We start from the raw sequence: 12,800 nt of genomic DNA on the forward strand, positions 1-12,800 counted from the left end.
TTTTGCCCAGATGAGGCGAAACGAGGTCGGTATTTGAGTGCTTTTTGCACGTAAAAACGGGATTTTTTTGCCTGTTTTCATGAAAATTTGATGAAATTCCGGTCCATTTATGGTCATTTTCATAGTTCTGCTTATTAACAGTTAAGCAAAATCGGTCGATTTGAACTGGGCTAGCCACCCTAACTCTCTCAACATTTTGCCCAACCAATCAAAATAAACCAAGCACCAATCGTAAAATCCCACCGCCAGTCAGTTAAATAAATTTCGTTATATTATAGTAGAAACCGATCATTTAAGTGGAAAGATCTCCCAATCGATCACCCCTTTTGACCACGCACAAAAAAACCGCTCAGCCCTCAGGCCAAGCGGATTTTTCGAATTTACCGACAAGAATTTCAACCGTTATTTTTCAACGTTCTTCCCGTCGTACTCATCAATCATAATTTGCTTCAGTTCAGAAACCAGTGGCTCACGTGGGTTAGCGGTCGTGCATTGGTCTTCGAAGGCCAGTTCGGCTAACTTGTCGACTGCCTTATCGAAGTGGGCCTTGTCCACGCCGTTAGCCTTCAAGCTCAAGGTCACGTCAACTGAGTGGGCCAAGTCGATGATCTTCTTGACTAAGGCTTCCTTCAGTTCTTCCTTGGTCGTTCCTGGCAAGCCAAGGTAGCGCGCGATTTGGGCGTAATCTTCGTCAGCCCGGAAGTATTCATACTTAGGCCACATGGTCAGCTTCGTTGGTTCTTGGAAGTTGTACCGGATCACGTGTGGCAAGGTGATGGCAATGGCTAACCCATGAGGCAGGCCGAATTCCCCACCCAGTTTGTGGGCGATAGAGTGGTCGACCCCGAGGAAGGCGTTGGCAAAGGCCATCCCGGCTAACGTTGATGCATTGTGCATTTCTTCGCGGGCGGTAATATCGCCGTTGTAAGAGTTGGTCAGGTTATCCATCACTAACTTAATCGCTTGCAGTGACCATGGACGGGTGTAATCGGACGCCATGTTGGAAACGTATGATTCGATGGCGTGGGTCAGCACGTCCAGTCCAGAGTAAGCAACCGTCTTCTTAGGCACCGTTTCGATAAATTGTGAGTCCACGATGGCAACGTCTGGCGTCAACGCGTAGTCGGCCAATGGGTACTTCACGTGGGTCTTGGAATCGGTGATGACGGAGAATGGCGTCACTTCAGAACCAGTCCCTGAAGTCGTTGGAATCGCAACGAATTGCGCCTTGTGTGGCTTGTTAAACTTGTAGGCCCGCTTCCGGATGTCCAAGAATTTCTGCTTGGCGCCGAAGAAGCTTGCGGATGGGTCTTCGTAGAATAACCACATGTTCTTGGCGGCATCCATTGCGGAACCCCCACCTAAAGCCACGATGGTATCTGGCTTGAACATCCGCATTTGCGTAACCCCACGGTTGACGGTGTCAGTCGTTGGGTCAGGTTCAACGTCGGAGAACAGCGAGTATTCGATCCCGTTTGGTTGACGCTTCAATTCGTTCAGCACCGTGTCAACGTAACCCAATTCAACCATGGCTGGGTCGGTCACAAGGAAGACCCGCTTGATGCCAGGCATGTCGTCGAGGTAACGAACGGACGTCTTTTCAAAGTAAACTCGAGGTAATTTAATCCACTGCATATTATTTCGCCGCTTTGCAATCGTTTTGATGTTCAACAGGTCAAATGAGGAAACGTTATGGGACACGGAGTTCTTACCCCATGAACCAGTACCTAACGTTAATGAAGGCACCATTTCGTTGTAGAGGTTCCCAATCCCACCAATGGCGGATGGCGTGTTAACCAGAACTCGGCTAGCCTTCATCTTAATCCCAAATTCGGTGGCTAAATCGTCATCCATGGTGTGAATGGCAGCCGTATGGCCCAGCCCACCGAAGTGCAGCAGTTGGTCACAGAGATCAAAAGCATTTTCCTTGCTGGTAGCCTTGTAAACGGAAATCATTGGGCTCAATTTTTCTTGTGATAATGGGAACTTTGGTCCCACACCGATGATTTCAGCAGCTAAGACCTTGGTGCCAGCGGGAACTTTGATACCGGCAATGTCAGCAATCTTTTGCGCGGACATCCCAGGAATCGGGCCCTTAACGCCACCTTCAGGCTTGAACATGGCGTCGGCCAAAGCCTTTTCGTCGCTCTTCTTAATGAAGAAAACGCCGCGGTCTTGCATTTCTTTCTTCGTTTCCGCGTAGATTTCGTGGTCGATGACGGCACTGTTTTCAGAAGCACAAACCATCCCGTTATCAAACGTCTTGGATAAGACGATGTCGTAGACAGCCCGCTTGATGTTAGCGGTCTTTTCGATGTAGGCTGGGCCGTTACCAGGACCAACCCCTAAGGCTGGCTTCCCGGTTGAGTAAGCCGCCTTGACCATGCCAGGACCACCGGTAGCCAGAACACTGGCAACCATTGGGTGGTTCATCAAAGCAGTCGTGGCTTCGATACTTGGTGTTTCAATCCAGGAAATCACACCCTCTGGGGCCCCAGCAGCGATAGCAGCGTCGCGAACGACTTTAGCGGCCATCACGGATGACTTTTGGGCTTGTGGGTGGAAGGCGAAGATGATTGGGTTCCGCGTCTTCACAGCAATCAATGACTTGAACAGCGTCGTGGACGTTGGGTTGGTAACGGGGGTAACCCCAGCTAAGATTCCCAGTGGTTCAGCAACGGTGATCAGTTGACGTTCGTGGTCATCTTTAATGATGCCGACCGTCTTATCTTTTTTAATCGAGTGCCAAATTTCTTCAGTGGCGAACATGTTCTTGATGGCTTTGTCTTCCATAACACCCCGACCAGTTTCGTCGAAGGCGGCCTTAGCCAACTCCATGTGGTGGTCCAGGCCGGCGATAGCCATTTGGTGGACGATGTGGTCAACCTTTTCTTGGTCGAAGCTGTCCATGGCACATAAAGCATCGTGGGCTTTAGCAGTGAGCCGGTCGATCATTTGATCAACAGTTTCAGTGCTTTCTTGGTTTTTAGTTGTTTTTTTCTCTTTCACGTCTTTTAACATTCTTATGCCTCCATTTTTGAAAACATCCTTGTTAACTTCTTCACGAGATATATCATATCATGATTTCAGAATTACGCAAGCCCTTTTTGTTAAAAATATCACAATTAATTTGTTTAGCTAGTTAACCCATTAGTAGCAAGGACTAGAGCCATCTAGAATGAAAGCGCATACATAATCGCAAAAGAAATTTCTGGTTAAATAAGTCTGTGAATTAAATCACTACCCGACTGTTTTGTTTTCATAATTTCTATGAAAATAGCCTAAATGAACCAGTTACCCTTCGCTACATCCCCCACTATCCAAAATGCCCCGAAGTAACCAACTATTTTCTCCGGTTGTTCTATAAAGATTATGCTAAAGTAGTAGATATAGAAGCCGTTTAAGGGAATAATTGTTTGACGACTGACTATATGTAGAATGGCAGTAACGACGCTTTAATCACATCTCACAGCGTCTCAAGCCAGCAACCCGTTGGTAGAAACAAAACCAGAAAACAATCAGAAACAAATGACTACCACAGTACAATCAGAGTCACTGTATCAGCCGCAGGGGCGGGGAAAATGGGTTCAGCCGTGGGATTTCCTGAGGGAACCTCAGGAAATGGTGACTTTGAGACGCGCCTTTGGCGGCTCAGAGCAAGTCCCGAGACCGCCCTTTGGCTCGGGACGTCCTCCCCACAGCGTTTCAAATCAACACCCCACTGGAGAAACTAAACCAGAAAACGACCAGAAACAAATAACCACCGCAGTCCAATCAGAGCTGCCGTGTCAGCCGCAGGGGCGCCAGAAATGGGCTCAGCCGTGGGATTTCCTGAGAGAACCTCAGGAAATGGTGACTTTGAGACGCGCCCTTGGCGGCTCAGAGCAAGTCCCGAGACCGCCCTTTGGCTCGGGGCGTCCTCCCCACAGCGTCACGGCCCATTTCTGGCGCCCCGGAGGCGGCAACCAAAACCAATTTAACAGAATCACCTACATAATATTTGTTATTGAGAGGAGTTGAGGACTGTGCAGGCATGGCAGTTCTGGCGAGAATCGACCCGCCATTTTTTCCAACACTGGGGCAGTTACGTCACCCTGGTCTTTATCACCAACTTGGTCATTAGTTACTTAGCGGTGCCGGCCTTTACCTGGCTGACCGCGGCGCTGTTGAAATGGCAGCACGTCCCTTACGTGTCCTACACCAACATCGCTGCCATCACGTTGCAGCATCCCCTGGCCATCATCGGCCTTCTACTGATTCTGTTGGCGGTGGTCACGCTGATCTACTGGCAATTCGCCTTCCTCCTACTGGGAATCACCAACATTCGAACCGGGCGACCAGACTCCACACGGGCGCTACTGGGCGACACCGTCCGCAGCATTGCCGGCGCCTCCCCTAGCACATTTCTCTTCTTTATTGGGTACTTCATCGTCATTATCCCGTTTGGCAGCGAGCTGTTTACCACACCACTGCTCAACAAGGCCAAAATTCCGGCGTTTATCATTAGTTACTTAATGGAAAATCCCCTGTGGACGGTCCTGTTGGGCATCTTCTACGTCGGTGCGGCCTACCTGGGGATTCGGTTGATTGCCGTGTTGCCCCTGATGATGATCGACCACTACCACAGCCGCGAGGCCATTCGCCTCAGCTGGCACCAGACGCGCCGAAACTTTTGGAACTACTTTAGCAAAATTATTGTGACCCTGGCCCTGGTCAGTGCCGCCGTCTTTGTCATCTATGCCGCGCTTTACATCGGACAAGTCCTCTTCGACAAGACCAGCTTCGGCTTGGTTGCGGCCACCGTAAACCTCTTTTTGATGGAAGTCATTACGGAATTTATCGTCTGCTACGCTACCGTGCTGTTCATGATGGTCATCCTCAGCAGTCACGAGGCCCATCGCCGGACGCCGCTGTCCCTGTTCAGTTTCCGCGAACCAGCGAAGACTAAGTTTCGGACCCGGCTGTTGATCACGAGTGGTCTGGTCGTCATCAGTGCCGCTCTGGTTGGGTTTAACCTGGTCTATCTAAACGGCCTCGCCATGAGCAAGCCGCTGACGATTGCCCACCGAGGCGTCGATAACGGCAACGGCGTGCAGAACACGATTCCCGCCATGGTCAAGACCAGCAAGGAGCGGCCCGACTACGTGGAAATGGACATCCGTATGACCAAGGACCATCAGTTTGTGGTCATGCACGACGCCAACCTGAAGGCGCTCGCCAACATTAAGAAATCTGTGTCTAAGCTGACATTGAAGCAACTGACTCAGATCACGGTCACGGAAAATGGCTATCAGGCAAAGATTCCCAGCTTCAATCACTACCTGAACACGGCCATTGCCCACCACCAGAAACTGCTGATTGAAATCAAGACGGGTGGGGCCGACACCAAAGACTTGCCCGAACGCTTCTACCGGCAATTTGGGGCACGCATCATGGCAAATCATGAGCAGGTGCACACACTGAGTTACAAAATTATGAACCGACTGAAAAAAGAGCACCCGCAGCTATTTGTCAGCTACATTATGCCCTACAACCTGACGTTCCCGCAGACCCGGGCCAACGCCTACACCATGGAATCGACGACCCTGAACGATACCTTTATTGACCAGGCCGCTCGTGAACACAAGAAGGTTTACGCTTGGGATATTGACACCATCACCAATTTGGACCAGATGATGTTCATGGGCGTCAACGGCGTCATCACCAATAACCTGTCGCTGATCCAACAGGAAATCAAGGACAACACGGATCATCCGAGCTACGCCAACTTACTTTTGACGTTTATGAATGATTTGTCGTTGGAGACGCAGACGCAATAGACTGAACGCTAAAAACACCTAGTAACCGGGAATTTCCCTGACTACTGCAACCAAAAATGCCATCCCATTGATAGTCGGGATGGCATTTTTTGATTATTTCTTTTCAATTTTTCGTAAAGGTCGTTTGATGAGATGTAGCAGCTTTTCCGATTGCAAGCGCGCCACGACCGCGTCAACGGCGACCTGCATGAGTTTTTCGTTCAAGTCCTTGGCTGCTGGTTGGACCTGGTCCTCACCTAAATGGTGGAGCCGGTCTTCCAGGCTGTCAATGAAGTTGTCGTAGGCCTGTTTGGGGTAATCGCCCGCCGTAATCTGGTCGATTCCCGAGCGGACCGTATCCGTTTGGAACATGGGCTTCAGGAGACTGATCATTAAAATATCGGTCAGCTGCATGGTCTGATACTTCTTCTTGACGGGGGCCAAAATCACGTTGTGTTTCACGTAATTATTGATCATCGCCGGGGTAATCGTGTCGACACCCAAGGGGCCCAAAACATCATTGATCAGCGCCGTTACCTGGTCCATATAGAGGTCAAACTTGGGTAAATCGTCCCACCGGGGTAATTTAACCCCGTGCATCTGGTGTTCCCACCGCGTATATTGATTGAAATCAGCCATGTCTTTTCCCTACCCTTCCGTTTCTAGTTCTGATTATAACATATAATCTAGTCTTAGTGACTAGCTAAGGTCTAAAAACGGCAATTCATCTAGCGCCACCGAATCTTGCTGAGAATCCGGTGACCCAGTCCGTCCTGGACCAAGATAAACACCGGAATCACACTAATCATCAAGGGTAGATAAATCAGCGCTAGTTGCCAATTCAACAGGCTGACCAACGAGAAAATCGGACCAAAGAAGATGAAGATGACCGCAAACAAACCCGCCATCAACACGACCAACCCGACCTTGAACCGGTTCAGCGGCCGTGCGACCATGACCAGAGCATTGAGGCTAATCAACCCCGTGATCAGCACGCTCAACGTGGAGGTCGTCGCAAACGTCAGGTGGAATTGCGTGCCAATCGCCATGATGACCAGGATGTAGCCGACCACGCAGATAGCTGCCGGCGCCGCAATTTCCATAACCTGTTTCATAAAGCGACCGGCAATCCGCGCGTAGTTGGGCTGCAGGGCCAGGAAGAACGTGGGAATCCCCACCATCAATGAGGAAATAGGCGTCAGCTGAATGGGTTCAAATGGATAGCTGCGACTCATGAAGATAAAGATCAGCGTGAGCGCAACCGAGTACATAGTTTTAATCAGAAATAGCGACGCCACCCGTTCGATGTTGTTGATGACCCGGCGGCCTTCGTTTAAGACGTTGATCATGGCGTCAAAGTTTGAGTTGACCAGGACAAAGTCGGCCAAGCTCTTGGTGGCTTCGCTCCCAGAGGCCATGGCAATACTACAGTCTGCCTGACGCAGCGCCAACAGGTCATTGACCCCGTCACCGGTCATGGCAACCGTGTGCCCAGCTTCCTGGTAGGCCTTGATCAGCTGTTCCTTTTGTTGCGGCGTGACCCGACCAAATACGTTATAGTCGGCCACGAGTTGCGCGTAGTCTGGGTTGGCGCCCACCTGGCTCATATCGACCAGCTGTTGGGCCCCAGCGATACCGGCCCGGCCAGCGATACTGGCCACCGTCACGGGATTGTCCCCGGAAATGACCTTCAAGGCCACGTCCTGATTGGCAAAGAAGCCGAACGTATCCTTGGCACGTGGCCGGAGCTCATCGGTAATTAAAATTAGCCCGATGGTCCGAGGATTCGTTGGCTTGGGCGTCGTAAGCTGTTCCGCTTCCGCCAGCAACAGGACCCGGTAGCCCGCGGCCGCCAGCGTTTGAATGCGTTGCTGGACGTCGCTGGGCACCGTGTCAAAAATAAATTCCGGTGCGCCCATGAGCGTCGCGTGGCCACCGATGACCGCCCCACTCCATTTGCGCCCGGAGGAGAACGGTAAGACATCCTGCGCCGCAACTTCTGGTGAGCCGTACGCCTGCTGGACCGCCTGCGCCGTTTCGTTATCGTCACCGGTGGCCGCCACTAGCTGAGCCAGTCGCGTCTGCAGATCTGCCGCTGAGACATCAGCCAACGGTTCCACCCGGTCGAGTTGTAGCTGACCGTTGGTGATGGTCCCGGTCTTGTCCAAACACAGCACGTCGACTCGGGCCAACGCTTCGATGGCGGGTAATTCCCGCACCAACACGTTGTGACGCCCCAGGGTGAAGGCGCCGGCCGCGAGCGCTACCGAGGTCAGTAAGACCAAGCCCTCCGGAATCATGCCGACCATTGAGGCCACGGTTCCCAGAATGGCACGGTTCTGGCTCTGTCCCCGCAACATGGCGGATACGAATAAGGCCGCCCCCAAAGGGATAATGGCAAACGTCAATACTTTAATAATGCGATTAATAATGATGAGTAGCTGGCTGGCACTCCGGCGCTTTTGCTTGGCCGAGTGCGCCAGTTGTTTCACAAAGCTGCCGTGGCCGACCGTGGTGGCCTGCACCATGGCCCGCCCCCCGAGGAGGACGCTGCCAGAAATCAGGGAATCCCCCGTCCCTTTCAGAATTGGCGTGGATTCCCCGGTAATCTGGGATTCATCGACTTCCAGTCCGGCGGTATCCCGAATCAGGCCATCGACAGGAATCTGGTCCCCGCGGTGTAACTCGAGCAGGTCGTCACTCACGATGTCATCTTGGTGTCGCGCCGTCAGCTGACCGTCCCGCAGTACGTCAATTGTACCTTCGGACAGGAGCGCCAGCTTGTCGACCTGCCGTTTGGACCGAATTTCTTGGAAAATACCAATCCCTGTGTTGACCACGACGACCCCCAAGAAGAGCAAGTTTTTATAGCTACCGGTGACCAAAACCAAGGCCCCCAGCAGGACATTGATTAAATTAAAGAGGGTTAATAGATTATCCCGAAAGATTTGTTTCACACTTCGGGTCAGCGGGGGTAAGGGGTCATTCTGCAGACCGGCAGCCACCCGCTGCGCAACTTCATCCGCCGTTAGTCCTTGGTCTAACGGCGTTTCATAACGTTCTGTTGTGGTCATTTCCCCGCAACCTCCCTTTCTTTGGGTTACTCGTTAATTTGCGTCTCCAGGTCAGTGAAAATAGACCGTGACGCTGTGGGCGCACGTCTGGAGCCATAGACCGGTCTCCAGACTTATTTTGAGCCGAAGTCCACGTCTCAAAAATATCAGTTTCCTAAGTGGCCAAGCCACTAAGGAAACTCCCACGGCTGAGTCTATTTTCACCGACCTTCCGACTCACAGACGTTTAACCCACGCTGTTTTTATTTGCGCCTACTATACTGGTGCCAACGGCCTTTGAAATCGTATTTCAGACGCTAAGTCGAAATCAACCGGCCCTAGGACAGCTGCGTCTACTGCTGAGACAACAGTCAACAACCTATAAGAACACACCTTCATTGTACTAGAAAATGGGTTCATCCGGCGCTTAATTCGTTCAGTTCTACGCAATCTTTTAGAGAAACGCAAGCATTTCTAATGGGAACGATAGTAACCTTTTGAGCCGGGGAAGACTACAATGAAATTGGTAGCATTTATTCACGCATTTTTACTTAAATTCTTCAAAGGGAGTAATATTTTGAATCACAAATCATCAGCGGTTATTCTATTTATTCTCTATATCATCCTGCTTGGCTGCATGTTAGCCCATCAAGATATGCTGGCCATGTGGCTCATGACGTTTGGGATGTTATTCGAGGCTAGCATCAACCTCTTTGACGTTTTTCATCGCCGTCAGTAAGCGTTGTCATTTAGCGCTAGATAGCCTAAAATGGAGGGTATACGCGTGCCTGGCCCAGCGCCTCGCACCAACAATGACTGACGGTATCTGCCGTCAAGGAGGAACTATTTTATGACACCACCCACCAAGATTACGGATACACTCAAACTGGCCGATGGCAACCGCATGCCGGTCATGGGGTTTGGGACCTACAAAATCGGCGATCAAGAAACCATGAATAAATCGATCGACGCGGCCTGGAACGCTGGCTACCGCATGTTTGACACGGCCATGCTTTACCGCAACGAGGACATTCTCGGTCCCACCCTGCACCAACTCGGCTTGCCTCGTGAAGGCTTCTTCCTGACCAGCAAAGTCGCCGAAGTCGTTCAGGGTTACGACCGGACGATGAAGGCTGTGGAAGGCTCACTCAAACGTTTACAGACTGATTACTTGGACCTCTTACTGGTTCACTGGCCCGTTCGTGAACACTTCTTTGACACCTGGAAGGCCATGGAACAATTGAAAGCTGATGGCAAGGTCAAGTCCATCGGGGTCTCCAATTACACCATTGCCCACCTGGAACTGCTCGCCACGCAGGCCAAGGAAATGCCCGTCGTTAACCAGGTGGAATACCATCCTTACCTGAACCAACAGGCGCTGTTCGACTACGACCAAGAAAAGAAGATCGTCACGGAAGCTTGGAGTCCTTTAGGCCGGCGCGTGGTTTTAGATAACCCGATGCTGACTAAGATGGCTAAGCACCATAACAAATCCGTTGCTCAAATCGTTTTGCGGTGGGAACTTCAACACGAATTGGTGACGATTCCCAAGTCCACCCATCCCGACCGCATCAAGGAAAACGCCGATATCTTTGACTTCGCCTTGGACGTTGATGAGATGACCATGATCGACATTCTGAATAAGAATGAACGGACGGGGAATGAACCCGAAATCGTCTACGAAACCGCCAAGCAGTACTAGGGTTTAAACTGTGCGGGTACTGCGCCTCCGGGCTGGTGAAAACTGGGCCGTGTTGCGTCCGTTCCCGACGACGAGCTCAAGGCGCCCTGCTGTGGGGCCGGTTACAGCCTGAGAAGCGGGCTTCCACCTCAACTTTGAGCCTGAGGTGCGGTCTCAAAGGTTGTCCCATGCTCTAAACTGAGAAAATCGCTCAGTTAAGACCATCGACACAGCTGGTCGCCTTGGCTCGTCTCTGGTCACTCCCACAACTGACCCATTTTCACCAACCCTGCGGCTCATACGCGTTTAAACCTAGTACCGCTTCGGTGGCGACTTAATCATGTAAACTAAAAAATGCAATCGGCGTTCTCATTAATTAATTGAGGACGTTGATTGCATTTTCTTTTACGCATATTTAGACTGACTAATTGTGCCCAATTTTCAGGTAAAAAGCATTAAGCACAAACTGGCAGAATTAGTTCTGTATCAGCCGTGAGGGCGAGAAAAATGGGTCCAGCCGGGGATTCTGCGAGTATTCCACTCGCAGAATGGCGACTTTGAGACGTGTTCCTCGGCTCAAAGCGTGCTGGAAGACCGCTTTCCAGGCTTCCGGCGTCCTCCCCCAGCGTTCCGATCCCATTTTTCTCGCCCGGTAAGGCGCCATCAAAGCACTAGTTCTCCACTTGTTTGTGTTTACGGACTTGGTACCAGATGACCCCCATTAAGCCGAACAGGATTGGCCCAACCAGCATCCAAATCGTGCTTTGGACGTCGCCGTTTTCCAAGATGGGTTGGAGCAGCGTGAAGACGTTGGCCCCCAAGACCACGAGGAAGACGACCCAACTGATGACAGTCGTCCAGGCCGGTGACTTGTAAACTTCGAACGGCTTGACGATGTCGCGGTTACGCTTGAATTTCGGAAAGGCGTAGACCAGGAACAGGTATGGCAACGTCATGGACACGTTCGCCATCAGCGTCAAAATGTTGTAGAAGGCTGAGGCATCACTCGAGGCAAATGACGCGACCAGAATGATCACGATGACGACGGCACATTGCAGCTTCATCGCATAACTGGGCATATCGTTGTCGTTTAATTTAGTAAACTTCTTTGGCCACATGGACTTTGGCGTCCCCATGATCAGCGTCTTCAGCGGTGAGTAAGTCAACGTGAAGAAGGCTCCGGAGTACGCTAAGAACATACCCAGGCCGGTGTAACGGGCAAACCACAAGCCAATCGTGGTACTCGTGGCGGCGCTCAGACCCAGGGCTTCACCCAAGGTATCCCCGAGATTCCGCATCATGACGTAACTGATGTTCCCCATGTTCGTGGTTGGGTCGGCCAGAACCGTTTGCCAGTTCGTGCTAATCCCCCAGCAAAGAATCCCAATCGCATAACCCAACGTGATCACGACGGCTGAGATGACAATGGCCTTGGGGAACGTCTTTTCGGGGTTCTTGGTCTTATCAACCATGCCCCCTAAGACTTCCAGACCCCCATAGGCGAAGATGGCAAATACGGCGAAACTCATGATTCCCATCGGTTGTTGGTAACCAGGATGTGGGGAATGTAAGAAGGTGCTCAGCGGCTGAGCAAACTGACCATGCTGCAAGGCCAAAACGACACCGGAAACGACCAGCAGGATGGCATTTAAGCTCATGACGGCCAAGCCACCGAGACTGGTGATCCGCACGATGCCCTTGACCCCTTTGATGGAGACCCAGGTCACCAGCACCATCCACAGGCAGGACAGAATCCCGATGACCTGCGTGGCGTTTAAGCCAGCGAAGGCGAAGTTCTGCGTTTGATCACGCCCGAAGAAGGTCGTGGTAAAGGGAATCCAAACCTTCGCGGAGGTGGAAACCAGCCAGATGATGTAGGAGGCGAACCACATGAAGGTCCCGATGAAGGCGAACTCTGAGTTCACACTGCGGTCCAGCCACTGGTACATCCCACTCCCTTCGTCGGATTTGATGGCGGCCCCATATTCTGCCATCATTAAAGCAAATGGAATAAAGAACAGGATTGCCGCTGCTAAGTAGAATAGAATCGACGAGTAACCCATTAAGAAATAGGCCACCGTACTGTTGGCAAAGCCGAAGACGGTCGTAAAGATCATCATGACTAAGGCCATTAAGGTGATTTTAGAGTTATTATTATCAGCCATTATTGTCTCCCCAATTATTTTAGGCTGCCCAATTGTAGGCGCTTTATTTATTGTCAACCACGCCCGTTTAAAAACGGACGCTTGTAGGAACCATACCCCATGG

At 51.3% G+C, this 12,800-nt stretch carries 7 protein-coding genes; 3 read left to right on the forward strand and 4 right to left on the reverse strand.

What is annotated here, in order from left to right; all coding sequences use genetic code 11:
- Positions 1 to 402 precede the first annotated feature (402 nt).
- Positions 403 to 3,021, reverse strand: coding sequence for a bifunctional acetaldehyde-CoA/alcohol dehydrogenase (gene adhE, locus EKM84_RS08135; protein ID WP_125765265.1), 2,619 nt, complete (start codon positions 3,019 to 3,021; stop codon positions 403 to 405).
- A 1,004-nt stretch (positions 3,022 to 4,025) separates the two neighbouring features.
- On the opposite strand from adhE, the gene EKM84_RS08140 reads away from it, so the two are divergent.
- Complete coding sequence (locus tag EKM84_RS08140; protein WP_125765266.1) at positions 4,026 to 5,819, forward strand: glycerophosphoryl diester phosphodiesterase membrane domain-containing protein; 1,794 nt, start codon at positions 4,026 to 4,028, stop codon at positions 5,817 to 5,819.
- A 93-nt stretch (positions 5,820 to 5,912) separates the two neighbouring features.
- Here EKM84_RS08140 and EKM84_RS08145 read toward each other — a convergent pair whose 3' ends face one another.
- Entirely contained in the window at positions 5,913 to 6,437 is a 525-nt protein-coding gene (locus EKM84_RS08145; RefSeq protein WP_125765267.1) for a DUF1836 domain-containing protein, read from the reverse strand.
- Positions 6,438 to 6,526: 89 nt separating this feature from the next.
- Positions 6,527 to 8,872, reverse strand: coding sequence for a cation-translocating P-type ATPase (locus EKM84_RS08150; RefSeq protein WP_125765268.1), 2,346 nt, complete (start codon positions 8,870 to 8,872; stop codon positions 6,527 to 6,529).
- Between the two features lie 496 nt (positions 8,873 to 9,368).
- On the opposite strand from EKM84_RS08150, the gene EKM84_RS08155 reads away from it, so the two are divergent.
- Both EKM84_RS08155 and EKM84_RS08160 read left to right on the forward strand, forming a co-directional pair.
- Positions 9,369 to 9,590 (forward strand): hypothetical protein, encoded by a 222-nt coding sequence (locus EKM84_RS08155; RefSeq protein WP_125765269.1) that lies wholly within the window; start codon positions 9,369 to 9,371, stop codon positions 9,588 to 9,590.
- Positions 9,591 to 9,701: 111 nt separating this feature from the next.
- Positions 9,702 to 10,553, forward strand: a complete 852-nt coding sequence (locus EKM84_RS08160; RefSeq protein WP_125765270.1) for an aldo/keto reductase — start codon at positions 9,702 to 9,704, stop codon at positions 10,551 to 10,553.
- Positions 10,554 to 11,203: 650 nt separating this feature from the next.
- Here EKM84_RS08160 and yjeM read toward each other — a convergent pair.
- Positions 11,204 to 12,697 (reverse strand): glutamate/gamma-aminobutyrate family transporter YjeM, encoded by a 1,494-nt coding sequence (gene yjeM, locus EKM84_RS08165; protein WP_125765271.1) that lies wholly within the window; start codon positions 12,695 to 12,697, stop codon positions 11,204 to 11,206.
- Positions 12,698 to 12,800: the final 103 nt, after the last annotated feature.

Origin of the sequence: Levilactobacillus mulengensis, from assembly GCF_003946045.1 — a bacterium.
GTDB lineage: Bacteria > Bacillota > Bacilli > Lactobacillales > Lactobacillaceae > Levilactobacillus > Levilactobacillus mulengensis.

What these genes read in the sequence shown, in the direction of transcription:
- yjeM (WP_125765271.1), bottom strand. Translation starts at nt 12,697, where the DNA reads ATGGCTGATAATAATAACTCTAAAATCACCTTAATGGCCTTAGTCATG.
- EKM84_RS08160 (WP_125765270.1), top strand. Translation starts at nt 9,702, where the DNA reads ATGACACCACCCACCAAGATTACGGATACACTCAAACTGGCCGATGGC.
- EKM84_RS08150 (WP_125765268.1), bottom strand. Translation starts at nt 8,872, where the DNA reads ATGACCACAACAGAACGTTATGAAACGCCGTTAGACCAAGGACTAACG.
- EKM84_RS08145 (WP_125765267.1), bottom strand. Translation starts at nt 6,437, where the DNA reads ATGGCTGATTTCAATCAATATACGCGGTGGGAACACCAGATGCACGGG.
- EKM84_RS08155 (WP_125765269.1), top strand. Translation starts at nt 9,369, where the DNA reads ATGAAATTGGTAGCATTTATTCACGCATTTTTACTTAAATTCTTCAAA.
- adhE (WP_125765265.1), bottom strand. Translation starts at nt 3,021, where the DNA reads ATGTTAAAAGACGTGAAAGAGAAAAAAACAACTAAAAACCAAGAAAGC.